This window comes from Mumia sp. zg.B21 (assembly GCF_019550855.1).
In the GTDB taxonomy this organism is placed as follows: Bacteria; Actinomycetota; Actinomycetes; order Propionibacteriales; family Nocardioidaceae; genus Mumia.
Map to the genome: position 1 here is coordinate 647,211 of NZ_JAHWCJ010000002.1, position 23,235 is coordinate 670,445.

Below are 23,235 nucleotides of genomic sequence, written 5' to 3' on the forward strand. Positions count from 1 at the left end.
GCCTCAGCCGTTCGGCAGGACCACGGCACGCCCTCGGATCTCTCCGGCGTGCAGACGCTCGTACGCCTGGGGTGCTTCGTCGAGCGAGTAGGTCTCGATCTCGACGTGGAGCTGGTCGCGGCGTGCCATCTCGAAGACCTCGATGAGCTCGGACCGGGTGCCCCAGTACGGCGCCCGGAACGCGGCGTCGTACGGGGTGACCCCGAATCCGACGGGCACGGCGCCTCCACCGATACCGACGAGCTGCACGTCGCCCTCGAGTGCGACCGACGCCGCCGCGATCGCGCCGGTGGCCGGAGCGCCGACGAAGTCGAAGACGGCCTCGGCGCCGAGACCGCCGGTGAGCCGCTTGATCGCCTCCGGTGCCTCATCGTTCGAGAGGACCGCCTCGTGGGCCCCGACCTCCTTGGCGAGGGCGAGCTTCTCGTCGTTGACGTCGAGCGCGATCACGCGGGCGCCGGTGAGCGCACGCAGGATCTGGATCGCGACGTGTCCGAGGCCGCCGGCGCCGATCACCACGGCCGTGCTGCCCCCGACGAGCTTCGGCATGGCGGTGCGGATCGCGTGGTACGGCGTCAGGCCCGCGTCGGTCAGCGACACGTTGCGCACAGGGTCGAGGTCGCCCAGAGGGACGAGGTGTCGTACGTCGTCGACGATCATGTACTCCGCGATCGCGCCGGGCGCTCCGAGCCCCGGCGGCGCGATGCCGAGCTCGACGGCGTACGGGCAGGAGTTCTCCGCACCGCGCGAGCAGGCGTGGCAGCGTCCGCAGCCCCAGGGGCCGTAGACCGCGACCGAGTCGCCGAGCGCCACGTTCGTCACTCCCTCCCCGAGCGCGTCGACGGTGCCGGCCCCCTCGTGGCCGAGCGTGAGCGGCAGCCCGAAGGTGTAGGCCTCCGCCGGCAGGCTCATCACGAACTCGTCGGAGTGGCAGACCCCGGCGGCCGACACCTTCAGCCGGATCTCGCCGGGCCCTGGCTCAGGGGTCTCCACCTCGACGACCCGAGGAGGACTGCCGATCTCGACGTACTGGAGTGCTCGCATCTGTTCACGCTAGATCCGCCCTGCAGGTTCAGCGAGCGCAGCGCGTCGAGGCTCTCTCCTGCACAATGGCGCGGTGACCACACGCGCGCTCGTTCTCGGTGGCGGCGGGATCACCGGCATCGCCTGGGAGATCGGACTGCTGCACGGCCTCATCGAGGCCGGTGTCGACCTCACCGGCGCCGACCTCGTCCTCGGCACCTCGGCGGGATCGGTGGTCGGGGCGCAGGTGACCAACGGTGCGACGACCGAGGCGATGTACGAACGCCAGCTCTCCCCGCTCGGCACGTACGGCCCCGAGCCCGCGTCGTCGATCGGCTGGAACGTGACCGCACGGTGGGTGGTCCTCGGACTGCGCAGCGGACGCGATGCCGAGGCGCTCGGTCGGCGCCTCGGCGCGTACGCGGTGAGCGAGGCCGCTGCCGGTCGCGTCGCGACGGAGGAGGAGCGCGTCGCCGTGATCCGCGACCGGCTCGTGTCGCAGGAGTGGCCGGCGCGCGAGCTGCGGGTGACCGCGGTGGACGCCGACACCGGCGCCTTCCGGACGTTCAGCCGCGAGGACGGGGTCCCGCTGGCCCGCGCGATCGCGGCGAGCTGTGCCGTCCCCGGTGTCTTCGCGCCGGTGACGATCGACGGCCACCGCTACATCGACGGAGGCACGAGGTCGTCGTCGAACGCCGACCTGGCCGCTCACTACGACCGCGTGGTGGCGCTGACACCGGTCGCGGTCGAGCTCCCGACCTGGAGGCGAGCGGCGTCGCAGCTCTCCGGATCGGACGCCGTCCACACGATCATCGCGCCGGACCTCGCCTCGCGTCGGGCGATCGGGCGCAACGTCCTCGACCCCGCGTCCCGGGCCCGCACCGCGCGGGCAGGACGCGACCAGGCCGCGACCATCGCCCGCGCCGTCTCCGAGGTCTGGGGCTGACGGGGTGGCGCGACGACTGAAGCCCCTCGACCCGGCGGCCTGGGACGCCGTGGCGGCGCGGCTGGACCTCGCGACCACCGGCAGCCAGCAGGTGTCGCCGGACGACCTACGCGCGGCGACGAAGCACCTGCTCGCCGTCCTGGACCAGCGGGCGCCCGGCAACAGCGTCGAGGTGCGGGTCCCTCCGTACGCCGCCGTGCAGGTGATCCCGGGCGCTCGGCACACCCGCGGCACGCCTCCGGCGGTCGTGGAGACCGACGCGCCGACGTGGATCGCCCTCGCCACCGGGCGTACGACGTGGGCGGAGGCGGTCTCCGCGGGCAAGGTCCGCGCCTCGGGCGAGCGCAGCAACCTCTCGCCCTACCTCCCGCTGGTCTGAGCGCTAGCGTCTGCCGGCGCGCAGGGAGGCCCACAGCCGGGGCTCCGCGGTCGCCCACCTCGGGAGCTTGACCTTCGTGCGGTAGGCGACGACGGCCCGCTGGGTGGTCGCGTCGAACAGTCCGTTGCGGGGGACGGGACGTCCGAGGGCCGCTGTCAGCGAGCGCTGCAGCCGATAGACGTGCTTGCCGTTCGAGCCGCGCTTGAGGACCGGCGCGGCCTTCCCGTTCGACAGCAGCGCGACCCACGTCCGACGCGACACCACGCCGGTCTGCTTCCATCCCCGGGCGGCCTGGAACCGTTTGACGGCACGCTGCGACTTGGCGCCGTGGACCGGTCCGCGTGTGGATCCCTTGAAGTAGCCGTTCTGACGGAGCAGGCACTTCGCGGCAGGCGTCAGGGTGGGGCGGCGCTGCTGGGGCCGCAGTGCCCGGTACCTCTGGATCTTGTGCGTGCCGCACTGTGCCCGGGGCTTGGTCGCCCGCGACCCCGCGCCGACGTCGAGGTAGTTGCGGTCGATGTTGATGGCGACACCGTTGTAGCGACTCACCCGGTTGCCGACGTACTGGTGGATCCGCTTGCCCCTGGCCCAGTAGCGGTCGTCGAGGTACGGCTCCGCGGCCAGGTTGGCCTTGCCGTTGTACCAGCCGAACCACAGGTGATTGGGGTAGTGGTAGTTGTCGACCTGGGCCACGCGGAGCCGGTTCATCGCGGCGATGGCCGCCGAGGCGCTCGAGTAGAGGCCCGAGCGGTAGCCGTGCTGAGCGAGTCGTGAGCCCCACCCGTCGACGAAGCTGACGACGGCGGTGTTGCACGCGGAGTTCGCGATGGAGTACGCCTCGATGTCGAGGTAGAGGACCCGCTTCCGTCCGATGCCGAGTGCCTTGGCCGACGCCACGCTCTCGTTGGCGGCCGCGACGCCCTGGGCCCGCGCGGTCGTCGGGTTGATCGACATCTTCTGCTTCCTGCCGCTGTAGCAGGGAGCCTGCCTCCCGACGTGGAGCGGGAGAAGGCGCCAGCCCCGGCGGGCCTGCGTCGTGACCCAGCTGCGGGTCAGCGCGGGTTGGGCGCAGGCACGTGACGAGCCGGAGATGTAGACGCCGACGGCGGCGTACGGGGACGAGACCCACCACGCGTCCATCTGGGCCTGCGTCGGCGCCGTGCAGGCGTCGAACGCGAATCCGGTGAAGCTTCCTGGAGCCTCGACCGCTGAGGCTGGGGCGGCAGCGAGGGCCGGCGCGAGCAGTCCTGCGGCGAGAGCGAGACCTGTGGCGGCAACGCCGATCCGGCGCGTGGAGGCGCCACGGAGACGGCTGGCGAGTGTAGACATGATCCCCCGTATGGTGCGGGCATGAGCCCTGCAGCGGTGCAACGACTTCACAGCATCATGCCTTCGGTCCTCGCGCATCTGGGGGATCTCGTGCGGATTCCTTCGGTCGGCGCCGATCCGGCGCGGGCGGGGGACGTACGGCGCAGCGCCGACGCCGTGGCGGCACTGCTGCGCGACGCGGGGTTCGCGGAGGTCGACGTCGTGGAGGCGGGTGGCGGGCCGGCGGTCATCGCCAACCATCCCGCCCCTGAGGGCGCTCCGACGGTGCTCCTCTATGCGCACCACGACGTCCAGCCCACCGGCGACCCCGACGCGTGGACGTCACCGCCGTTCGAGCCGACCGAGCGTGGCGAGCGCCTGTACGGCCGGGGCGCGGCCGACGACAAGGCGGGGATCGCTGCGCACCTGGCGGCCTTCCGGGCCTGGGACGGCAAGCCGCCCGTCGGGGCCACCGTGTTCGTCGAGGGCGAGGAGGAGTCCGGGTCTGCGAGCCTCGGCGCGCTGCTCGACACGTACCGCGACCGCCTCGCCGCGGACGTCATCGTCATCGCCGACTCCAGCAACTGGGACATCGGTACGCCGGCGCTCACGACGACGCTGCGTGGCCTGGTCGACTGCGTCGTCGAGGTGGAGACGCTGAAGCACTCCGTCCACTCGGGGATGTGGGGCGGCGTCTTCCCGGACGCGCTGATGGTGCTGACGCAGCTGCTGTCCACGCTGCACGACGACTCCGGCGAGGTCGCCGTCGCGGGACTGCACGCGACCACCGCGGCCGAGGTGGAGTATCCGGCAGACCGGCTCGCTGCCGAGTCGGGCGTGCTGCCCGGGGTGGAGCAGATCGGCACGGGATCGGTGGTGGACCGGCTCTGGGCGAAGCCGGCGATCAGCGTGATCGGCATCGATGCGCCGACCGTGGCGGACTCGTCGAACACGCTCGTGCCGCGAGCCCGGGCGAAGGTGTCGATGCGCATCGCTCCCGGCTCGGACCCCGACGCCTCGATGGACGCGCTCGTCGCGCATCTCGAGTCGCACGCGCCGTGGGGTGCTCGGGTCACCGTGACGCCGAACGACCGCGGCGACGCGTACGAGGTCGACGCGACCGGACCCGCCTATGACGCGGCTCGGGAGGCGTTCCGCGAGGCGTGGGACGGCGTGGAGCCGATCGACATGGGCGTCGGGGGATCGATCCCGTTCATCGCGGAGTTCGCCGAGCGCTACCCCGGGGCGGCGGTGCTCGTCACCGGGGTCGAGGACCCCGACACCCGCGCGCACGGCATCGACGAAGGCCTGCACCTGGGCGAGTTCACGCGGGTCTGCGTGGCGGAGACGCTGCTGCTGGGGAAGCTTGCGGAGGCTCGACGCCCGCCCACCCTTTGAGAAGATATATCCGTAACTATATATCTTTCGCCGTTTTCGCTCTACGTTCTTCTTAACGGTCGCTGCAAGAGGTGGCCGCGGAAGGAGAAGACATGAAGACGACTCCGGCTCGCCGAGGGGCGGGCATGATCGCGGCAGGTGCACTTGTCGCAGGGGCGCTCGCTGCGCTTCCCGCGACCGCGGCACACGCTGCTCCGAGCACGACCAACTACATGTGCACCGCCTATGGGCAGTCGATGGACGCGAAGCTGGCCGTCGACATCACCGCACCTGCGACCATCAACACCGGGATTCCGCTTAGCCTCAACGGTCCGGTGGAGGTGGCCTGGGGGGACACCTGGACAAACTTCGTCCGAGGCCCTGCGGCTGTGAAGTTCCACACCGCGAGTGCTACCGCTCCGGTCTTGGTCAACGGCGTCCCGCTCGCAACGCCGGCGAAGATCACCTTCCCTGCTGCGAGCCTCGTCGTGCCGGCTACAGGGCCCCTCGTTTGGCCGGGCACGATCACCCTCCCCGCCATTCCGACAACCTCCGGTGGTGATGTCGAGGTCAAGCTCGGCAAGGCCGACTTCGCGATGAACGTGTCCCTTGTTTACAGCGGACATAAGCCGACCGATGCCGCGATTCCTTGCGCGGTGAGCGGCGCTGCTCCGACGATCGCATCGGTCGACGTCACCCCGCCCGGCACGCTCGCGCCCGTCGCGGCGCTGAAGGCCGCCGGCAAGGTCGCCGTCGGACAGCGTCTGACCGCCAGCGGTGGCACCACCAACCCGGCGAGCAGCGTCTCGTACCAGTGGCTGGTCGGTGGCAGGGCCGCCGGCGCGGGCTCCGCGTACGTCGTGAAGCCTGCTGACCTCGGCAAGGCTGTCGCCGTCCGGGCGACGGCGAAGAGGGCGGGCTACGTCACTCGCGTGACGACCGTCAACGTCGGCAAGGTCGCCGCGGGCACCCTCGCCGTCAAGGGCAAGGCCAAGATCACCGGCAAGGCCAAGGTCGGCAAGAAGCTCAAGGTCAAGCCGGGCAAGGCTGCCGGAGCGCGGGTCAAGTACCAGTGGCTCAAGAACGGCAAGAGGATCAAGGGCGCGAAGGGCAAGACCCTCAAGCTCAAGAAGTCCTTCAAGGGCAAGAAGATCTCGGTGAAGGTCACCTACACCAAGGTGGGCTACAAGACGGTCACGCAGAAGACGAAGGCCGTCAAGGTCAAGAAGTAGTCTCCGCCTGACCAGGTCCCGGCATCGCGGTTGCCCCCGCACCGCGATGTCGGGACCTTTTGCGTTCTCGGCCCCCGCTCGACCTCACAAAGGATCCGACGTTTCGCCCTCCTTGGGGTGAAACGTCGGATCCTTCTGTCGGGAGGTGCGCCCGCCTCGCGCTCCATCAGATCTGGCGGCCCGCCTCCGGCCAGTACGACTTGCGCAGGTCGCGCTTGAGGATCTTGCCCGAGGGGTTGCGCGGCAGCACGTCCACGACATCGATCGAGGTCGGGCACTTGAAGCCTGCGAGCTGTTCGCGGGTGAACGCGATCAGCTCGTCTGGCGTCACCGACTCGCCTTCGCGGAACGCGACGACCGCCTTCACCGTCTCGCCCCACCGCTCGTCCGGGACGCCGATCACCGCCACCTCGGCCACGGCCGGGTGCGCGGTCAGGACCCGCTCGACCTCCGGGGAGTAGACGTTCTCGCCGCCGCTCACGATCATGTCCTTGATCCGGTCCTCGACATAGACGTAGCCGTCGACGAAGCGGCCCACGTCACCGGTCCGGAACCATCCGTCCTCCGTGATCACCTCGGCCGTGGCCTCCGGCTGGTTGTGGAACCCCTTCATCAGCTGCGGGGTCCTGAACCACAGCTCACCCGGCTCGCCCTCCGGGACGTCCTCGAGCGTGAACGGGTCGACCACCCGCGTCTCGACCTCGGGGATCGGGACACCGGCCGAAAGCAGCCGCTCCGGGTGCTCGGCATCGAGGTGCGCCTCCGGGAGCAGGTGCGTGATCACGCCGCACACCTCGGTGAGGCCGTACACCTGCATGAACTTCGTGTCCGGCCACGCCTCCATCGCTCGCCGCAGGAGCGGCAACGGCATCGGCGCGGCGCCGTACGTGAAGAACTTGAGCTTGCCGAACAGCGCGATCGCCTCGGGCCCGCCCGCCAGCGCCATCTGCGCGAGGGCGGGGACGAGGAAGGCGGAGTTGGCGCCCTTCATGATGGCGGTCGCCAGCGACACAGGGTCGGGCTCACGGGTCATGATGCTCGGGAAGCCGTCGTGCAGTGCGAACTGCACGTACGAGGTGCCGCCGACGTGGAAGAGCGGCATCGCGACGAGGCTGATGTCGCCCGGGTCCAGCTCCCAGCCGTCGTGGGAGTTGATCGTGTGGGCCACCATCGCGCGGTGGCTGAGCATGACGCCCTTGGGTCGGCCGGTCGTGCCCGAGCTGTACATGATCAGAGAGGTGTCCTCCGGACCGCGGTCGGGGGCGGGGCCAGCCGGCTGCGACGCGGCCAACCACCCCTCGTACTCGTCCGCCTCCGCGCCGTCGGGAGTGACCTGGATGATCTGCTCGACCATCGGGAGCCTGTCTCGGATCAGCTCGATCGTCGGCACCAGCTCCGTCCCGACGAAGAGCACCCGGGCGCCGGAGTCGTTGATCGTGTAGTCGAGCTCGTCGCCGGCCAGCCGCCAGTTGACGACCGCGGTCGCCATGCCGCGAGACGCCGCCGCGAGGGTGACCTCGACGCACGCCGGGTGGTTCTTGTCGAGGAAGGCCACCACGTCCCCGCGTCCGAGGCCGAGGTCGCGCAGGCCGCCGGCGGCACGGCGGATGCGCTCGTCGAACTCGGCAAAGGTCCACGAGCGCTCCCCGTACGCCATGCAGTCGGCGTCCGGTGTGGTCTCAGCCCAGTAGGCGACCCGGTCGTCCAAGAAGGTCGGGGGCGGAGGGGACGCAGTCATGGCTGACTCCTCGGTGCGGCGCAGTGCGCGTCGGCGGACAGTGGCATGACTGTGACACGGGTCACAGGCGAGGGCAAGGCCCACCTGACAGGGCTTCGTTGGCGCCTCGTACCCTGGAAGACGTGTCCCTCGCCCAGATCTCTGCCGCCGGAATGCTCCCCCAGCCGCTCGTGGGAGCGATCGCCGTCGGCATCCCCCTCCTGATCATCGCGCTGTTCTTCGTCTACTGGGACCGCCCGAAGAAGCGCTGACGGCCCTCAGTCTCGGGCCAGCAGCCCGGCCAGGCGGTCGAGGGACCGCGTCATCTGGCGCTGGGTCGTCTCCGCGAGGCTGCCCCGGCGCAGGAGCCACCTCTGCCGGTCCTCGGACACGTCCCACGTCTCGGTGACGATCGTCCCGGCCGGGACGACCTCGAGGTCGTAGCGCCAGACCCGCCCGCCGAGCAGGCCTCCGAGCATGGTCGTCCGCCAGGCGATGGTCTGGTTCTCCACGTAGGCGACGACCACGCTGGTGGTCGTGTACGGCACGCCGCCGCGGCGCATGCGCATCTGGAACTCCGACCCGAGGCGCAGCGGGACGTCGGTGACGTCGACGACCTCCACCACGTCCTCGGCGCCGGCCAGCGACGGGTGGGAGTGCGGGTCGGCGAGAAGGGCGAAGATCCGTGCGGCTGAGGCATCGATGGTGCGTACGGCGTGGACGCGGTCTGAGTTCATGCCACGAGAATGCCGGGGTCGCGGATGCGGCGCATTGGCGGCTGGCGCCTACACTGGTGCCGTGCCTCGCGGAGACGGTCGTCTGACCCACGACCTGGACCCCCACGACGTCGGCCCCCAGGACGCCTGCGGTGTCTTCGGAGTCTGGGCTCCAGGTGAAGAAGTCGCCAAGCTGTCCTACTTCGGGCTCTACGCCCTCCAGCACCGAGGGCAGGAGTCGGCGGGCATCGCGGTCAGCAACGGCTCGCAGATCCTCGTCTACAAGGACATGGGGCTGGTGTCCCAGGTCTTCGACGAGGCGACGCTCGAGTCGCTGCAGGGCAGCCTCGCCGTCGGCCACACCCGCTACTCGACGACGGGTGCGAGCGTCTGGCAGAACGCCCAGCCGACGTTCCGGCCCACCGCGCACGGCTCGGTCGCCCTCGCGCACAACGGCAACCTCACCAACACCGCCGAGCTCGCCGACCTCCTCGAGAAGCGCACGGCGGAGTCCGGCAGCGAGCTCGTCGGACGCGTCCGTGAGTTTGCGAGCAGCGACACCGCCGTGATGGCCTCGCTGCTCGCCTCGTACGAGGACCTCTCGCTCGAGCAGGCGGCACTCGAGGTGCTGCCGATGCTGCGGGGCGCGTTCTCGATGGTCTTCATGGACAACGACGCCTTGTACGCCGCGCGGGATCCCCAGGGGATCCGGCCGCTGGTCCTCGGCCGGCTCGACCGGGGCTGGGTGGCCGCGTCGGAGACCGCCGCGCTCGACATCGTCGGCGCGTCGTTCGTCCGGGAGATCGAGCCGGGCGAGTTCGTCGCGATCGACGCCGACGGTCTGCGGGTGCACCGCTTCGCCGAGGCCAAGCCCAAGGGCTGCGTCTTCGAGTTCGTCTACCTCGCCCGACCCGACACCCAGATCTCCGAGCAGCGGGTGTTCTCGGTGCGCGCGGAGATCGGCCGCCGCCTCGCTGCGGAGTCACCGGTCGAGGCCGACCTGGTCATCCCGGTGCCGGAGTCCGGCACGCCGGCGGCGATCGGCTACGCGGAGGCCTCCGGCATCCCGTTCGGGCACGGGCTCGTCAAGAACTCCTACGTGGGGCGCACCTTCATCCAGCCGAGCCAGAGCCTGCGCCAGCTCGGCATCCGCCTCAAGCTCAACCCGCTGCGCGACGTGATCGCGGGCAAGCGGCTCGTGGTGGTCGACGACTCGATCGTTCGCGGCAACACGCAGCGTCAGCTGGTGCGGATGCTGCGCGAGGCCGGTGCCGCCGAGGTCCACGTCCGCATCTCGAGCCCGCCGGTCAAGTGGCCGTGCTTCTACGGCATCGACTTCGCCACGCGTGCCGAGCTGATCGCGAACGGCATCTCGGTGGAGGAGATCCGGCGCTCGATCGGCGCCGACTCGCTCTCCTACATCTCGCTCGAGGCGATGGTCGACGCGACCAACGTGCCCAAGAACGACCTGTGCCGCGCGTGCTTCGACGGCGAGTACCCCGTGCCGCTGCCCGAGGGCAGCCTGGTCGGCAAGAACCTGCTCGAGCCGGAGCGCGCGGACGACCGCGTCTCCGTCACCATGGTCAACCCCTAGCGACGGAGGGTCGCACGTGACGTCGTACGCCAGCGCCGGAGTCTCGATCGAGGCCGGCGACCGCGCGGTCGAGCTGATGAAGGAGTGGGTCGAGAAGGCCCGCCGCCCTGAGGTGCTCGGAGGCATCGGCGGGTTCGCCGGGCTCTTCGACGCCTCGCAGCTCAAGCGCTACGACCGCCCGCTGCTGGCGACCTCCGCCGACGGCGTCGGCACCAAGGTGGTCATCGCTCAGCGCATGGACGTCCACGACACGATCGGGTACGACCTCGTCGGCATGCTCGTCGACGACCTCGTCGTCTGCGGCGCGGAGCCGCTGTTCCTCACCGACTACATCGCCACCGGCAAGGTGGTGCCGGAGCGGGTGGCCGCCATCGTGAAGGGCATCGCCCAGGCGTGCGAGGAGGCAGGCTGCGCGCTCCTCGGTGGCGAGACTGCCGAGCACCCCGGGCTCCTGGGGCCTGACGAGTACGACGTCGCGGGCTCGACGACCGGCGTGGTCGAGGCCGAGTCGCTGCTCGGCGCTCACAAGGTCGCGGCAGGAGACGCCGTGATCGCGATGGCCTCGTCGGGGCTGCACTCCAACGGCTACTCGCTGGTGCGCAAGGTCTTCTTCGACGTCGCCGGCTGGGACCTCGAGCGCGAGGTGCCCGAGCTCGGCGGGACGCTCGGCGAGACGCTGCTGACGCCGACGCGCCTGTACGCCAAGCCGTGCCTGGAGCTGGCGGCGTCGGTGGAGGTGCACGCGATGTCGCACATCACCGGCGGCGGCTTCGCGGCCAACCTGGCCCGGGTGGTGCCCGAAGATCTCTCCGTACGGGTCGACCGGGGGACCTGGAGCCCGGCGCCGATCTTCGACCTGGTCGGTCGATTGGGCGACGTCACGCGCCCCGACCTCGAGTCGGCGCTCAACATGGGCGTCGGGATGGTGGCCCTGGTCGCGCAGGACGTGGCAGAGCGCGCCCTCGAGGTCCTGGCCGAGCAGGGGGTCGAGGCCTGGCAGTGCGGAGAGGTGCTGGACGAAGCCGGCGGAGAGGTCGAGCTGGTCGGTGACTACCGCGTAGTGTGATCTACATCACCCTCGACTCGTCGCACCCGGAATGCCGGTGCCGAGCCGCCGGGTCGGTTCGCGCATCCTTGTCCTGAACAGGTAGCCTTAGCGCTACGAGAGACCACATTCCGAGACTTCGCGAGGGGGTCGGACCCTATGGGGCGCGGCCGTGCAAAAGCCAAGCAGACGAAGGTTGCACGCAACCTGAAGTATCAGACGCTCGAAACCGACTTCGACCAGCTGCAGCGCGAGCTCCACGGCGAGCCGGACGGGCCCACCGAAGAGCCGGACCCCGAGCTTCTCGAGAAGTACGCCGACTTCGCAGACAGCGAGCCTCGCCCCACGACCTGATCGTCGTCGACGCAGCCCGCGGCCAGTTCCGTGGGCTGCGTCGTCTGTGTCAAGACTGCGACCACGACGCCCACAGCGCCGCGTAGGTCCCTTCGCGGGCGAGCAGCTCGGCGTGGGTTCCCTCCTCGGCCACCTTCCCGCGGTCGAGGACCACGATCCGGTCGGCGGCCGCGGCCTGGCTGAGGCGGTGCGCCACGACGAGCGCCGTCCGTCCCGCGAGGGCAACGTCGGCCGCGCGGTCCAGGAGTCGTGCGCCTGACGACCCGGCCTCGGCGGTCGCCTCGTCGAGGACGACCACGGGTCGGTCGGCGAGCACGACGCGCGCGAGCGCGACCTGCTGAGCCTGTGACGGGGTGAGGGCGTGGCCGTCGCCGCCCACGGCCGTGTCGAGCCCGTCCTCGAGTGCGTCGACCCAGCCCGAGTCGCCGGTGCGCGTCAGCGCGTCGCGGAGGCGGTCGTCGTCGGCATCCGGTGCGGCGAGGCTGAGGTTGTCCCGCAAGGTGCCGGCGAACACGTGCACCTGCTGGGTCACGAGCGCGGCGCGAGCACGGACGCCGTCGGATCCCAGCTCCTCGTACGCCGTGCCGCCGAGCGCACGTGAGCCCGAGGTCGGGGCCAGATGTCCTGCGGCGATGAGTGCGAGGGTGCTCTTGCCCGCCCCGGTCGCTCCGACGAGGGCGACGCGTTCGCCCGGCTCGACGCGGAGGTCGACGTCGTGGAGGACGTCGTCACCGTCTGGGTATCGGTGACGGATCGCCTCGAGCCGCAGACCGGGCAGCGTCGTGCTCGGGGCAACGTCCGCGGTCGGGGCCGGGGCGAGCCGCGCCAGCCCGGCCAGGCGGGCGAGCGACGCCCCCGCGGCCTGCACCTGGTCGAAGGTCAGGAGGAGCCCGCCGATCGGATTGAAGAGTCGGTGGAAGAACAACGCTGCCGTGGTCGCCGCGCCCACGGTGACCTGACCGGACCGGACCAGCACGAACGAGGTCCCGAGGACGAGGAGCAGGCCGACGAGCTCGGCGCGATTGGTCCGCCCGAAGAACCGTGTGAGCATCCCGAAGACGCCGATCGACACACTCATCGCGCGCTGAGAGCGGTCGGCGACGTGACCTGCCCAGGCCCGCTCGTACCCGATCTCCCGGAGCGTGCGCGAGCCGTGCAGGCCCGACAGCAGCGCCTCGGCGCGCTCGCTCTGGGCCACCCGCTCCTCGGCGTAGCGCGGCGCGGAGCGCGGGAGGTACCAGCGCAGGCCCATCACGTAGAACGGCATCGCACAGAGGCCGGCGAGCCCGAGGCGCCAGTCCAGCGCGGCGAGACCGACCGTGGTGAAGCCGATCGCGACGGCGGACTCGATCGTGATGGGCAGCGCCTCGTCCAAGGACTGGGTCACCGAGCGGACGTCGTCGTTGACCCGCGCGAGGAGGTCCCCGGCGCCGGCCTCCTCCACGTGCTCCGGGTCGAGCTCGAGAGCGCGCGCGACCACGTCTTCACGCAGCCGCGCCAACGCCGGCACGGCCGCGTGCCCGAGACCGATGATCGCCAGCCCGGACGCCGCCCCGCCGAGCACTGCCGCGCCCGCGACGACAACGGCCGCGCGCACCACGTCCGTCACCTCGCCGCCGTTGCGGATCACGTCGACGAGGTCGCCGAGCACCCACGGGGCCGCGAGACCCAGCAGCCCTGCGAGTGCGAAGCCTGCTGCGGCCGCGGTCAGAGGCAGCCGTCGTCGTCGCAGCAGGCTCCACGCGAGCCGTGCGGTGTCGGCGCGGTCGGCGACGGGGAGCAGGTGCCGAGTCGCAGCACCGCCTCGACGTGGTGAGGTCATCGCAGCACCGCCTCGACGTAGTCAGCGCGCTCGAGCAGCTGGGTGTGGGGGCCGGTGGCGACGGTGCGCCCGTCGAGGACGAGGACGACGTGGTCGGCCTGTGCCAGCAACGACGGACTCGACGTGATGACCACCGTCGTCCGGGGTGCACTGCTGCCGTGGCGAGTGGCGCGCAGGCCGCGCGCGATGGCCTCCTCGGTGACCGAGTCGACCGCGCTCGTCGGGTCCTGGAGGAGCAGGACCGGTGTGTCGTGGGCGAGGGCACGCGCGAAGGCGATGCGTTGCCGTTGCCCACCCGAGAGTGAGCCGCTGGCCCGGACCCGTCGCTCGAGCCCGTCCGGGTGGGCGGTCACGAGGTCCTCGGCGGCCGAGGCGGTGAAGATCCTCGTGAGGGCGTCGTCGTCGTGGCGCCCGTGCGGGTCGACGTTGAACCGTACGGAGCCGTCGAAGAGGTCGACGCGGTGGGCGGCGACGAGCAGCACCGACCGGCGCTCACGGGTCCCCAGGCTGGAGACCGGCGTTCCGCCGAGCAGGGCCGCCCCCGAGTCCGGCACGCGCTCGCCGGTGAGCACCGACACCATCGCGTCAGAGGCGCCGGGGTCGTCCACCACGACTCCCACAAGATCTCCGGGTGCCGCCTTGAGCACGAGGTCGCGCAACGGGCCGGCGGAGACGTGGTTGAGCTCCAGGGCGTACGGCGGCTCGGGAGCGTTGCCGCCCTCGCCGACGAGCCGAGGTGTCGCGAGGACGTCGGCGATGCGTCGTGCTGAGGCGTACGAACGTGCCGCGTCGGCGCCGAGCCATCCCAGCTGGGAGACCGGCTCGGCGAGGAACTGTGTCAGGCCGACGATCGCCACGAACTCACCGAGCGACAGCTCTCCTGAGAGAGCGCGGCTGCCGGCCAGCAGCGCGACGGCCGCGAGCAGCAGACCGCTCAGTCCGGTGGTCGCAGCCGACAGGGCGCCCCAGCCGCGGACGGTCCGCAGCGCGGCCCGCTCCGCGGACCGGCTGGACCGTCGATAACGCTCCGCTGCGACCCGTTCGGCGCCGACGCCCTTCAGTGGTCGCATCCCCTGGATCAGGTCGGTCGCCATCCCGGACGCGCCGGCGACGGCGGCCTGCTCGGCACCGAAGCGTCGCGCGATCACCGGGCTGAGCAGCTGGGACGCCGCGACGATCAGCGGCACGCCGACGAGGACCAGCAGCCCGAGCGCCACGTCCAGCCACAGGAGATAGATCGCCGACGCAGCGGTGGCGACGAGCGCCGACACCGCATACCCGAGCTGGCGTACGACGGTCGACACAGCCAACGCATCGCCGGTCGCGACGGACACCGTCTCGCCGGCCAGCAGGCCCGTGCGGGCGCCGTCGGGATCGAGGACGTGGTCGAAGATCTCCAGCCGCAGCGCGTGCTGCTCGCGCTGCACCGCTCCGAACCCGAGTCGCGCACCGAATCGGTACGACAGGCTCAGCACACCCATCAGCACGGTGAGCGCGATCGCTCCGACGACGAACGCGGTCAGGTCCCCCGGGGCGATCGCTCGGTCGATGATGAGGCCGATCGCGACGGGGACCAGGGCCTCGCAGACCTGCCAGATGCTGAGCAGCGTGTAGGAGAGGACGAGGCGGCCACGGTGGCGCCGCAGCATCCGTCGGATCAGCCGAGCACCGGTCGGCGGCACCCCCGGGCTAGCCACGCCGGACCGGGACGACGGTAGGGAGGGCGTCGTACGGGTCGGAGAAGACGTGCGCCTCCAGGCCGAAGACCTTGGCGAGCAGCGCCGGGTCGACGACGTCGGACGGGGGACCCTGGGCGACGATGCGCCCATCGTCGACGACGACGAGGTGGTCGCTGTAGCGAGCCGCGAGGTTGAGGTCGTGCAGGACGACGACGATCGTTCGCCCGGTGTCTCGGCGCAGCCGCACCACGAGGTCGAGCACCTCCACGGCGTGCGCGAGGTCGAGGTGGGTGGTCGGTTCGTCCAGCAGGAGCACGTCGGTGTCCTGAGCCAGCGCCATCGCGATCCACGCGCGCTGGCGCTGGCCTCCCGACAGCTCGTCGAGCGGACGGTCGCCGAGGTCGTCGACGCCCGTGGCGGACATCGCCGCCGCCACGATGCTGTCGTCCTCGGCCGACCACTGCCTGTACCACGGCTGGTGCGGCTGTCGTCCTCGCGCGACCAGGTCGGCCACCGTCATGCCTTCGGGGGCGGTCGGGCTCTGGGGGAGCACCGCCAACCGACGCGCCAGGTGGCGAGGACGGATCGACGAGACCGGTGCGCCATCGAGCAGGACCCGGCCGCGCGTCGGGCGAAGCAGGCCGGCGAGGGTGCGCAGCAAGGTCGACTTGCCGCACCCGTTCGGCCCGATCACCGTCGTCACCTGCCCCTGGGGCACGTCGAAGGTGATCCCGTGGAGGACGTCACGGCTGCCGTACCCGGCGACCACGCCCTCGGCGCGCAGGGGGTTAGACACTGGATCTCCGTACATAGCGGACGAGCAGGAACATGAGCGCCGGCGCCCCGATCACCGCGGTGAGGACGCCGACGGGAAGCTCGACGGGGAGGCGCTGGGCCGTCTGGTCGGCCACCAGGACGACGAGAGCGCCGACCATCCCGCTCGTCAACGGCGTCGGGCCTGCCGTCCCGAACACGCGCAGCGCCGCCTGGGGGGCGACGAACGCGACGAACCCGATCGGGCCGGCGACCGCGGTGGCCGCCGAGACCGCGACGACCGCCAACGCGATCGCGTACGCCTCGGACCGGGCGGTGCGGGTGCCGAGCGACGCAGCGACGTCGCGGCCGAGGCGCAGCGCGGACAGGTCCTGGGAGAGCACGGTGCTGCAGGCCGTCGCCACCGCGACCACGGCGAGCAGCATCCAGACGTCCTCGACCCGGACGCCTGCCAGCGACCCGGTGAGCCAGCGCGACGCGACGGCCGCGCTGTGCAGATCGGCACGCATCAACGCCCACGAGACGATCGCCAGCGCGATCGCGTTGACGCCGAGCCCGACGAGGATCAGCCGCATCCCGTCGAACCCGCCCCTCCAGGCGAGCGCCACGATCATCGCCGTGGTGAGCAGGCCGCCGACGACCGCGGCCGGCGCGACCAGCGTCGCGGAGGCGGTGCCCGTGACGCTCGTGACCAGCCAGGGTTGTGTGATCAGCAGGACGGCGGCCGCACTCGCCCCGGCCGTGACCCCGAGCAGGTCCGGCGTCGCGATCGGGTTGCGTGTGACCGACTGCGTGAGGGCACCGCTCAGGCCGAGCACGAAGCCCACCAGGATCGCGGTGACGGCGCGGACCAGCCGCCGGTCGACCACGACGAGGTGATCGACCGACGATCCGCGTCCCGTCAGCGCCGCCCAGACCCGGGACGCAGGCAGGTCGAGCGTGCCGGTGAGGACCGCCAGGACGGTGACCGCGAGAAGGGTGATGGTGACGATCGCGGTCCAGACGACGGCACGTCGGCGGACCAGGACGCCGAACGGCCCGATCCGGACACCCACACCCCGACGCGCGCTCACAGTGCTGTCCTGACGCGCGCTCACAGCGCTGTCCCGACGCGCGCTCACAGCGCGACCAACCTTCGACGCCGCGTGATCGCGATCAACAACGGCGCCCCCACGAGGACCACGACGACACCCGCCTGCAGCTCACCGGGCGGCGCCGCGACGCGGCCCACGGTGTCGGCGGCAGTCAGCACGACGGCCCCGACCAGCCCCGCGTACGGGACGAGCCAGCGGTAGTCGTGGCCGCTGAGGAACCGCGCGGCGTGCGGCGCGACGAGCCCGACGAACGCGAGGGGACCGCACACCGCCGTCGCAGCCCCGGCCAGGAGCGTCACCGCCACGATGCCGACCACGCGGCTCCGCCGTACCCGCGTGCCGAGCGCCTGCGCGACGTCCTCGCCGAGCGTGAGGGCGTTGAGCGAGAAGGCGTTCGCCGTCGCCAGCACGAACCCGGCACAGACCACCACGAGCAGTGGACCGGCGAGCTCGAGGTCGCGGTTCGAGACGGCGCCCACCTCCCAGAAGCGCAGGACGTCGAGCGTCTGTCTGTCGAGCAGGATGAGCGCTGCAGTCAGCGCGCTCAGCAGTGCGGCCATCGTGGTCCCCAGCACCGCGAGCATCACCATCGCGCCCCTGCGGAGGCTGCCGAGCCCCAGCAGGAAGACGATCGTGGACACCGCGCCCGCGCCGACCAACGCCGCGACGACCGTGGCCACCGAGGACTGGACGCCCAGCGCGAAGACGAGCACGGCCACACCGAACGTCGCGCCGGCGTTCACCCCGAAGAGCCCGGGCTCGGCGAGCGGGTTGCGGGTGTGGCCCTGCATCAGTGCGCCGGCCACGCCGAGGGCGGCTCCGGCCACCAGGGCGAGCAGGGTACGGGGCAGTCGCTGGGAGGTGATGACGGTGGCGTTGTCGGAGTCCATGCGGCCGAGGAGCGCCCCCAGGACCTCGCCGATCCCGATGCTGCGACTGCCGACCGCGAGGCTGAGGGCCGCCACCGCGACGGTCGCCGCGACCAGCGCCAGCATCACTGCCGTACGCCGTCCGACGTCCGACCCGGGAGTGAGCACGACCACATGCTTAGGTTAGCCTCACCAACACCTCGTCAGGAGGCGGGGCCGTGCTGGTCGACAGAAGGAGCAACATGCGCGTCAGGTCTTCCCTCAGGACAGCAGCTGCGATGGTGGCGGCTACCGCCCTGACCGTCTCGGGCTGTGGTGGCAGCGACGAGGAAGCCAGCGGGGACGAGGGCGAGACCCGGACGGTCGAGTCGACCTTCACCGGCAAGAAGGTCGAGATCCCGGTCGAGCCCAAGAGGGTCGTCGCGCTGTGGCGCACCGGCGCGATGCTCGCCGAGCTCGGCGTGAAGCCCGTCGGACAGCTGGAGGGCGAGCTGGTGGCCGAGGAGATCCCGGCCGAGCAGTTCGCCGAGGTCAAGGACACCCCGGCCGTCGGCAGCTTCGACGGGATCGACATCGAGAAGGTCATCGAAGCCGATCCCGACCTGATCATCGGCATGGACAACGGGGGACTCGGCGTCGACTACGGCGACCTCGAGGAGATCGCACCGACGGTGATCCTCGAGATCGCGGAGCCGACCGACGTCTGGGACAACTACCCCACCGTCGCCGACCTCGTCGGGAAGTCGTCCGACTATGACGCGCGTGAGAAGGAGCTCGACGCCACGCTCGCCGACGTGAAGACGCAGTACGGTGACGCGCTCGCCGACGCGAACGCGACGTCGCTCGGCTTCTCCGAGGGTGTCCTCTTCGTCGAGACCAGCAAGTCGCTGACGTACGAACGTCTCCAGGCCGCCGGGTTCGGCTACAACGCCGACTACACCGAGAACCCCGACCGCTACGTCACCGAGCTCGCGACCGAGAACCTGCCGAGTCTTGCCGAGTCCAAGGTCCTGCTCTACGACGCGAACCTCGACGGCTCGGTGAACCCGGAGAACCAGAAGCTGATCGCGATGCCCTCGTTCACCCGGTTGCCGGCTGCCCGCGCAGGGCACGCGTACCCGCTGACCTCGGGCACCATCTACACGTTCGAGGCGGCCCAGCGTCAGGCCGAGGACATCGAGAAGGCGGCTAAGGCCTATGCCGCGGCACGGTGACACCCCGACGCTCGCCGGCCCGACCCTGACGCTGCTGGACCACCCGATCGGGATCCAGGAGCTCGAGGTCCTTCGACGTGACCAGCTCACGCCACGGATGGTGCGCCTGGTTCTCGGCGGCGATCTCGCGCGGTGGGAGGCCCGGGCACCCGACGAGCACGTGAAGCTCGTGTTCCCCGACCCCGAGACCGGGATGACCCGTGCACCCGTGGCCGACGGCGACCACCTGCACTGGCCGAAGCCCTTCCCGCCGACGCGCGAGTACACCGTCCGCCGCTTCGATCGCGAGCGCGGCGAGGTCTGGATGGACTTCGTCGTCCACCCCGGCGGACTCGCCTCCGACTGGGCTGAGTCCGTCCAGCCCGGCGACCGGTTGTGGGTCGCCGGACCGCGAGCCGGCTACGTGGCGCCGCCCGCCTTCGCCTACCGAGTCGTGCTGGCCGACCACACGGCGCTGCCGGCCGCGGCCCGCATCGTGGAGGAGCTTCCGCACGGTGTCCGCGCACGGGTGGCGCTCCTCGTCCCCGACGCCGCCGAGGAGCAGGACCTCGTTGTCCGTGAGGGCGTCGAGGTCACCTGGCTGCACGAGGACGACCCGGAGGTGGCCGACCGGGGGTTCGAGCCGTTCCTCGCCGGGCTGGACCTTCCCGCCGACGAGCCCTGGACGTTGTGGGCCGGAGGCGAGGCCGGACTGCTCAAGCCGGTACGCCGCTGGGCGAAGGAGCACGGGTTGGTCAACGGCTCCACGGCCGACATCTCGGGCTACTGGAAGCGCGGTCGCTCCAACGCGGTCACGCCCCGCCGGAGGCTGGCCCACCGCGTGAAGCACGCCCTGCGCATCGACGACGACGCCTGAGACTGCGGGGCGTCAGGGCAGCCAGACGCCCCGCAGGCGGGAGATCTCGCGCATGCGTTGCTCCGCGATGCGGTCGGCCGCTGTGGACGGCGCGACGCTCTCGGCCTTCGCCCGGTGCAGGACGTCGAGCGTGGTCGCGTAGATCCGGGCCGCTCGTGCCCTGGCCCGGTTGAACGAGAAGCCCTCGAGCTCGTCGGCGACCTGGATCAGCCCGCCGGCGTTGACGAGGTAGTCCGGCGCGTACACGATGTCGCGCTGCGCGAGCAGCTCCTCGGTCCCGGCGTGGGCCAGCTGGTTGTTGGCGCCGCCGCAGACGAGCCGCGCACTGAGCGTCGCGACCGTCTCGTCGTCGAGGGCTCCTCCGAGCGCGCACGGGGCATAGACGTCGAGCGGCTCGCGGACCAGCGCTGCGGTGTCCGCCGCCACCCGCACGGACGGGTGCGCCGACCGTACGGCCTCGATGGCGGCCGGATCGACGTCGGTGACGACGACGTCTGCGCCGTCCTCGACGAGGTGAGCGACGAGGTGTCGGCCGACCTTGCCCACACCGGCGACGCCGACGCGGCGACCCGACAACGACGGCGTGTCCCACACGAACTCGGCACCCGCGCGCATGCCTTGGAAGACGCCGAAGGCGGTCAGCACGGACGAGTCGCCCGCTCCGCCGTGCTCGGTGGTCCGTCCGGTCACGTACGACGTCTCGCGGGCGATGACGTCCATGTCCTCGGGGTAGGTGCCCACGTCGCAGGCGGTGTAGTAGCGGCCGTTGAGCGACTCGACGAACCGGCCGTACGCCCGGAGTCGCTCCTCGGACTTGTCACGGTGCGGGTCGCCGATGATCACGGCCTTGCCGCCGCCGAGGTCGAGCCCGGCCAACGAGGCCTTGTACGCCATCGCCTTGGAGAGCGCGAGCACGTCGGCGAGCGCCGCCTGCTCATCGGCATACGGGTAGAAGCGGGTGCCACCGAGTCCGGGTCCGAGCGCGGTCGAGGACAGCGCCACGATCGCGCGGAGCCCGCTCGCCTCGTCCTGGCAGAACACGACCTGCTCGTGGCCACCGCCGAAGGGGGACATCACCTGTGGACCGTCCACGCCAACCTCCTCGTGCTGTGCTCTCCACTGTAGGAGGGCGCGGAGTTGACGTCCGGGCGGGTGCGAAACGTCCCGATGTTGCCCGTTCGGTTACACCTCGGTACGGATTCGGCGACACCCCTCGGCATGGATGGGTGCATTTTGGCATCATTCAGCCATGGATTCGCACTCCCCCGATGCGGAACGCCTTCTCACGCCGTCCGAAGTTGCCGCGCTGTTCCGCGTGGTCCCGAAGACCGTGACCCGCTGGGCACAAGCAGGCAAGATCAGTTCAATCCGTACCCTAGGCGGACACCGCCGCTTCCGCGAGGCGGAGGTTCGGCGCCTCCTCGCCGAGGGGTTCGGTCCCGACGACGAGAGCCAAGCCAGCTAGCCGGGGCGGCCGGAGAGCCGCGCCACACCGTTGCGGCAGAGGGGTCGGGGGACCCGCTGCCGCAGGAGCGAGGAGAACCGACGTGTCTCAGCAACCCAGTTCCCGTGCACTGCTGCTCGCGAGCGGTATCGCCGGATTGGCCAGCGGAGGGCGATCGACGCTCGGCCCTGCCGTGACACGCCTGTCGAGCAAGCACTCGGCATGGTCACGCGGGTTGGTCCTGGCGGGCATCGCCAGCGAGCTGGTCGTCGACAAGCTGCCGCAGACACCGAGCAGGCTCCGGCTCGCTCCGTTGGCCGGCCGAGTCGCGGCGGGCGGACTCGCCGGCTTCCAGATCGCACGCACGGGCAAGGGCCCGGTCGTCCCGTCCACTGTGGCCGGTGCCGCGGCGGCGCTCGCCGGGTCGTACGCGGGCAACGCCTGGCGCCAGGCCTGGGCGCGGACCGGCAAGCCGGACCTGCCGGCGGCGCTCGCCGAGGACGCGACGTCGATCGGGCTGGCGTACGCCGCGTCCGGCGTCGTCTCTCGTTCCTGATCGCGAGGCCGTCACAGGGCCGGGGATCAGGACGTCCCCTCGGCGGCAGTCGGCTCGGCGTCTCCCGCGAGCGGTGCCACGACGAGCGGGCATGCGGTGGTACGGATCAGCGCGCCCGTCACCGATCCGAGGGCGACCCCCCGAGGCAGAGGCCGGGTCCGGCGTCCGACGACGAGCACGTCGCTCTCGGCGCTCGCCCGTGCCAGTGCCGTCGCGGGCCGCTCGTACTCGACCACCACGTCGACCGTGACGTCGCCGTGGCGTTGGACCCAGGGCGCCACCGTCTCCTCCAGTCGGAGCCGTGCCGCCTCGCGCCACGACTGCTCGCTGGTCCGGGCGAAGATCACGTCGTCGTAGAACGTCGGCGCCCGCCAGGCGTGCAGCACGGTGAGCCTCGCGCCGCGCACGTGCGCAAGATCGAACCCGAGGTCGAGGGCCTCCGCGGAGATGGCGGTCTCGTCGATCCCGACCACGATCCGGCCGCGCGCCTCGCCCGCGTGCCAGCCCGCCGGCACCATCGCGACGGGACATGCGGCTCGGGCAGCGACCCCGCTGATGATCGAGCCGGTGAAGACCCGGCCGAGCGCCGATATGTCACGTCGTCGGAGGACGAGGAGCGAGGCCTCCGACGACGCCCTCAGCAGCACGCCCACGGTCCCGCCCTCGGCGAGCAGGGTGAGGATCTCCACCCGGTCGCCGGCGATCTTGCTGAACCGGTCGAAGGTCTCGGCGAGAAGCTGGTTGGCGACCTCGCGCCGATCGTTCTCCGGGATCACCGGGCTGGCGGCGTGGTAGTCCGGGTTGTACGCGTGGACGAGGAGGATCGGCACGCCCCGTCGCTCGGCGGCGTCGACGGCGAAGCGGAGCACGTCGTCGTCCATGGTGCTCGCAGCGACGCCTACGACGACAGGCGCTGTGGTGGTGGTCATCGTCTCGTCCTCCCGAAGGTCGGCACCGGCGCGGATGTCACCGATGACGCCATCGTCCGCCCGGAAGGACTGCCCTGCCACCGCCACGAACGCTCAGCGCTCGCGCGCGGCCGCCTCCTGCAGGAACGGACGGGTCAACATCACGATCTCCTCGAGATGCGTCTCGAGCGCGAAGTGGCCGGCGTCGAGCAGATGGATCTCGGGATCTGGTCGATCCCGGGGCGGTCGAGACGAGCCTGGTCCTTCTCGCCCTCGTCGCGAACGGCGCGATGGTGATGGCACCCATCACGGGCTCCCCAGCCACGGC

At 71.3% G+C, this 23,235-nt stretch carries 23 protein-coding genes; 12 read left to right on the forward strand and 11 right to left on the reverse strand.

Translation table 11 applies throughout. From position 1 onward, the window contains the following. Window positions 1-3 precede the first annotated feature (3 nt). The gene (locus KV100_RS11875; RefSeq protein ID WP_220343256.1) at window positions 4-1,044 is read right to left on the reverse strand and encodes an NAD(P)-dependent alcohol dehydrogenase; all 1,041 of its coding nucleotides are present in this window, start codon (window positions 1,042-1,044) and stop codon (window positions 4-6) included. Window positions 1,045-1,117: 73 nt separating this feature from the next. On the opposite strand from KV100_RS11875, the gene KV100_RS11880 reads away from it, so the two are divergent. Together KV100_RS11880 and KV100_RS11885 are read left to right on the forward strand one after the other, a co-directional pair. Next, window positions 1,118-1,969, forward strand: coding sequence for a patatin-like phospholipase family protein (locus tag KV100_RS11880; RefSeq protein ID WP_220343257.1), 852 nt, complete (start codon window positions 1,118-1,120; stop codon window positions 1,967-1,969). Window positions 1,970-1,973: 4 nt separating this feature from the next. Further along, window positions 1,974-2,348, forward strand: coding sequence for a sterol carrier family protein (locus KV100_RS11885; RefSeq protein ID WP_220343258.1), 375 nt, complete (start codon window positions 1,974-1,976; stop codon window positions 2,346-2,348). Window positions 2,349-2,351: 3 nt separating this feature from the next. Here KV100_RS11885 and KV100_RS11890 read toward each other — a convergent pair whose 3' ends face one another. Beyond that, a complete protein-coding gene (locus KV100_RS11890) occupies window positions 2,352-3,677 on the reverse strand; it encodes a glycoside hydrolase domain-containing protein (protein WP_220343259.1) in 1,326 nt (441 codons plus the stop codon). Window positions 3,678-3,698: 21 nt separating this feature from the next. Between KV100_RS11890 and KV100_RS11895 the strand changes: the two genes are divergently transcribed. Together KV100_RS11895 and KV100_RS11900 are read left to right on the forward strand one after the other, a co-directional pair. Beyond that, entirely contained in the window at window positions 3,699-5,054 is a 1,356-nt protein-coding gene (locus KV100_RS11895) for a dipeptidase (protein WP_220343260.1), read from the forward strand. 92 nt (window positions 5,055-5,146) lie between these two features. Further along, entirely contained in the window at window positions 5,147-6,265 is a 1,119-nt protein-coding gene (locus KV100_RS11900; protein WP_220343261.1) for a hypothetical protein, read from the forward strand. A gap of 166 nt (window positions 6,266-6,431) precedes the next feature. Here the strand turns inward: KV100_RS11900 and KV100_RS11905 are convergent, their stop codons facing one another. Beyond that, a complete protein-coding gene (locus KV100_RS11905) occupies window positions 6,432-8,003 on the reverse strand; it encodes a long-chain-fatty-acid--CoA ligase (protein WP_220343262.1) in 1,572 nt (523 codons plus the stop codon). A gap of 122 nt (window positions 8,004-8,125) precedes the next feature. Here KV100_RS11905 and KV100_RS19615 point away from each other — a divergent pair, with 122 nt between their 5' ends. Beyond that, a complete protein-coding gene (locus tag KV100_RS19615; RefSeq protein ID WP_255559662.1) occupies window positions 8,126-8,254 on the forward strand; it encodes a hypothetical protein in 129 nt (42 codons plus the stop codon). Between the two features lie 6 nt (window positions 8,255-8,260). Here KV100_RS19615 and KV100_RS11910 read toward each other — a convergent pair whose 3' ends face one another. Next, on the reverse strand, window positions 8,261-8,719 hold the full coding sequence (locus tag KV100_RS11910; protein ID WP_220343263.1) for an SRPBCC family protein: 459 nt from the start codon (window positions 8,717-8,719) through the stop codon (window positions 8,261-8,263). Between the two features lie 61 nt (window positions 8,720-8,780). Between KV100_RS11910 and purF the strand changes: the two genes are divergently transcribed. The 3 genes from purF (at window position 8,781) to KV100_RS11925 (ending at window position 11,691) form a co-directional block, all read left to right on the forward strand. Then, window positions 8,781-10,292 carry an amidophosphoribosyltransferase gene (gene purF / locus KV100_RS11915; protein WP_220343264.1) on the forward strand — a complete coding sequence of 504 codons (1,512 nt, stop codon included), beginning with the start codon at window positions 8,781-8,783 and terminating at the stop codon, window positions 10,290-10,292. A 16-nt stretch (window positions 10,293-10,308) separates the two neighbouring features. Further along, window positions 10,309-11,358: a phosphoribosylformylglycinamidine cyclo-ligase gene (gene purM / locus KV100_RS11920; RefSeq protein WP_220343265.1), complete on the forward strand. Its 1,050-nt coding sequence runs from the start codon at window positions 10,309-10,311 to the stop codon at window positions 11,356-11,358. A gap of 138 nt (window positions 11,359-11,496) precedes the next feature. After that, window positions 11,497-11,691, forward strand: coding sequence for a DUF3073 domain-containing protein (locus KV100_RS11925; RefSeq protein WP_220343266.1), 195 nt, complete (start codon window positions 11,497-11,499; stop codon window positions 11,689-11,691). A gap of 49 nt (window positions 11,692-11,740) precedes the next feature. Here the strand turns inward: KV100_RS11925 and KV100_RS11930 are convergent, their stop codons facing one another. The 5 genes from KV100_RS11930 to KV100_RS11950 are packed head-to-tail and all read right to left on the reverse strand — an operon-like array spanning window position 11,741 to window position 18,097. Beyond that, window positions 11,741-13,513, reverse strand: coding sequence for an ABC transporter ATP-binding protein (locus KV100_RS11930; RefSeq protein ID WP_220343267.1), 1,773 nt, complete (start codon window positions 13,511-13,513; stop codon window positions 11,741-11,743). Beyond that, the gene (locus tag KV100_RS11935) at window positions 13,510-15,210 is read right to left on the reverse strand and encodes an ABC transporter ATP-binding protein (protein ID WP_220343268.1); all 1,701 of its coding nucleotides are present in this window, start codon (window positions 15,208-15,210) and stop codon (window positions 13,510-13,512) included. Before KV100_RS11935 ends, KV100_RS11930 begins: the two co-directional genes overlap by 4 nt. Beyond that, window positions 15,203-15,988: an ABC transporter ATP-binding protein gene (locus tag KV100_RS11940; RefSeq protein WP_220366335.1), complete on the reverse strand. Its 786-nt coding sequence runs from the start codon at window positions 15,986-15,988 to the stop codon at window positions 15,203-15,205. Before KV100_RS11940 ends, KV100_RS11935 begins: the two co-directional genes overlap by 8 nt. Beyond that, window positions 15,981-17,039: an iron chelate uptake ABC transporter family permease subunit gene (locus KV100_RS11945; RefSeq protein WP_220343270.1), complete on the reverse strand. Its 1,059-nt coding sequence runs from the start codon at window positions 17,037-17,039 to the stop codon at window positions 15,981-15,983. The genes KV100_RS11940 and KV100_RS11945 overlap by 8 nt, the downstream gene beginning before the upstream one ends. A 44-nt stretch (window positions 17,040-17,083) precedes the next feature. Next, entirely contained in the window at window positions 17,084-18,097 is a 1,014-nt protein-coding gene (locus KV100_RS11950) for an iron ABC transporter permease (RefSeq protein ID WP_308291425.1), read from the reverse strand. A 110-nt stretch (window positions 18,098-18,207) separates the two neighbouring features. On the opposite strand from KV100_RS11950, the gene KV100_RS11955 reads away from it, so the two are divergent. Together KV100_RS11955 and KV100_RS11960 are read left to right on the forward strand one after the other, a co-directional pair. Next, window positions 18,208-19,143: an ABC transporter substrate-binding protein gene (locus tag KV100_RS11955; RefSeq protein ID WP_220343271.1), complete on the forward strand. Its 936-nt coding sequence runs from the start codon at window positions 18,208-18,210 to the stop codon at window positions 19,141-19,143. Then, a complete protein-coding gene (locus KV100_RS11960; protein WP_220343272.1) occupies window positions 19,127-19,999 on the forward strand; it encodes a siderophore-interacting protein in 873 nt (290 codons plus the stop codon). The genes KV100_RS11955 and KV100_RS11960 overlap by 17 nt, the downstream gene beginning before the upstream one ends. A gap of 12 nt (window positions 20,000-20,011) precedes the next feature. Here the strand turns inward: KV100_RS11960 and KV100_RS11965 are convergent, their stop codons facing one another. Beyond that, the gene (locus KV100_RS11965; protein ID WP_308291426.1) at window positions 20,012-21,091 is read right to left on the reverse strand and encodes a Glu/Leu/Phe/Val dehydrogenase dimerization domain-containing protein; all 1,080 of its coding nucleotides are present in this window, start codon (window positions 21,089-21,091) and stop codon (window positions 20,012-20,014) included. A 157-nt stretch (window positions 21,092-21,248) separates the two neighbouring features. On the opposite strand from KV100_RS11965, the gene KV100_RS11970 reads away from it, so the two are divergent. Both KV100_RS11970 and KV100_RS11975 read left to right on the forward strand, forming a co-directional pair. After that, complete coding sequence (locus tag KV100_RS11970) at window positions 21,249-21,464, forward strand: BldC family transcriptional regulator (RefSeq protein WP_220343273.1); 216 nt, start codon at window positions 21,249-21,251, stop codon at window positions 21,462-21,464. An 82-nt stretch (window positions 21,465-21,546) separates the two neighbouring features. Then, window positions 21,547-21,999 (forward strand): hypothetical protein, encoded by a 453-nt coding sequence (locus KV100_RS11975; protein WP_220343274.1) that lies wholly within the window; start codon window positions 21,547-21,549, stop codon window positions 21,997-21,999. A 26-nt stretch (window positions 22,000-22,025) separates the two neighbouring features. Here the strand turns inward: KV100_RS11975 and KV100_RS11980 are convergent, their stop codons facing one another. Then, the gene (locus tag KV100_RS11980; protein ID WP_220343275.1) at window positions 22,026-22,928 is read right to left on the reverse strand and encodes a universal stress protein; all 903 of its coding nucleotides are present in this window, start codon (window positions 22,926-22,928) and stop codon (window positions 22,026-22,028) included. Window positions 22,929-23,235: the final 307 nt, after the last annotated feature.